Origin of the sequence: Bradyrhizobium sp. PRIMUS42, assembly GCF_023006515.1 — a bacterium.
Classification (GTDB): Bacteria; Pseudomonadota; Alphaproteobacteria; order Rhizobiales; family Xanthobacteraceae; genus Bradyrhizobium.
The window spans coordinates 1-845 of the sequence record NZ_JALBGZ010001325.1 but is presented as its reverse complement, the minus strand read 5'-3'; the positions used below and the strand labels follow the sequence as shown (position 1 = coordinate 845).

The following is an 845-nucleotide window of genomic DNA, read 5'->3' as shown; positions in this document are numbered from 1 at the left end:
CCCGTGAAGCCGGCGCCGACCACCACCACCGTCGAACGCCCCGGCGACGGCGCGCTGCGCCCAAGCGAGGCGAGATGATCTTCGAGGCGGAGCGCCGCAGCATAGGTATCGACGTCGAAGGCATGCCCGGCAAGTCCGGGAATGGCGGGACGCATCACCTCGCTGCCGAGCGCCAGCACGAGGCGGTCATAATCCAGCGTCTCTGCGCCGCCGCTCGTGACCAGCGAGAGTTCGCGCCGTGCCGGATCGATGGCCTGGACCTCGCCGATACCATGGCCGACACCGATCGGATCGAGCAGTTGCGGCAGCGGCAGCGCGACCTCGTCGAGATCGGCTTCGTAGTTGCGCACGCGGATGTTGTGATAGGGATTGCGGTCGACGAGACGGATTTCGATGTCATCGTTCGCGCCGATCTCCTCGCGCTTGCGCGCAGCGCCGATGGCCGCCCACAGGCCTGCAAAGCCGGCGCCGAGCACGACGATACGGGCCATGTCCGCCTACTATACTTTCCAAAGCAATCCTGCGGTCTGGCCGCGCGGGCAATATAGCTCAACAGCCCGCATCGACCAACTGCGCCAGCGCCGCGCCGCTGCACGAAGTCGCGAGCTCACGCCTCGCGCAGTTCCGACGGCGTCGCGCCGAAGCGCTTGCGGAAGGCGCGGTTGAAATAGGACAAATCGGCAAAGCCCGAGGAATGCGCGATGTCGCTGATCTTGCGCGTCCTGGCGCGGGGATCGCCGAGCAGCTTGCGGGCCTGCAGCAGGCGCTGCTCCAGCACGAATTCGGTGAAGGTCGTGCCGGCCTGCTCGAACAGGCGCTGCGCCTGGCGCGGACTTAAGCCCGAG

Annotated in this window: 2 protein-coding genes; both read right to left on the bottom strand. The window is 67.1% G+C overall.

Annotation, left to right across the window (positions count from 1 at the left end; translation table 11 throughout):
* A partial coding sequence (locus MOV75_RS40065) for an FAD-dependent oxidoreductase (protein ID WP_247008365.1) occupies positions 1 to 491 on the bottom strand: 491 nt, incomplete at its 3' end.
* A 116-nt stretch (positions 492 to 607) separates the two neighbouring features.
* Positions 608 to 845 (bottom strand): helix-turn-helix transcriptional regulator (locus MOV75_RS40060; RefSeq protein WP_247008363.1); only part of this gene is annotated, 238 nt, incomplete at its 5' end.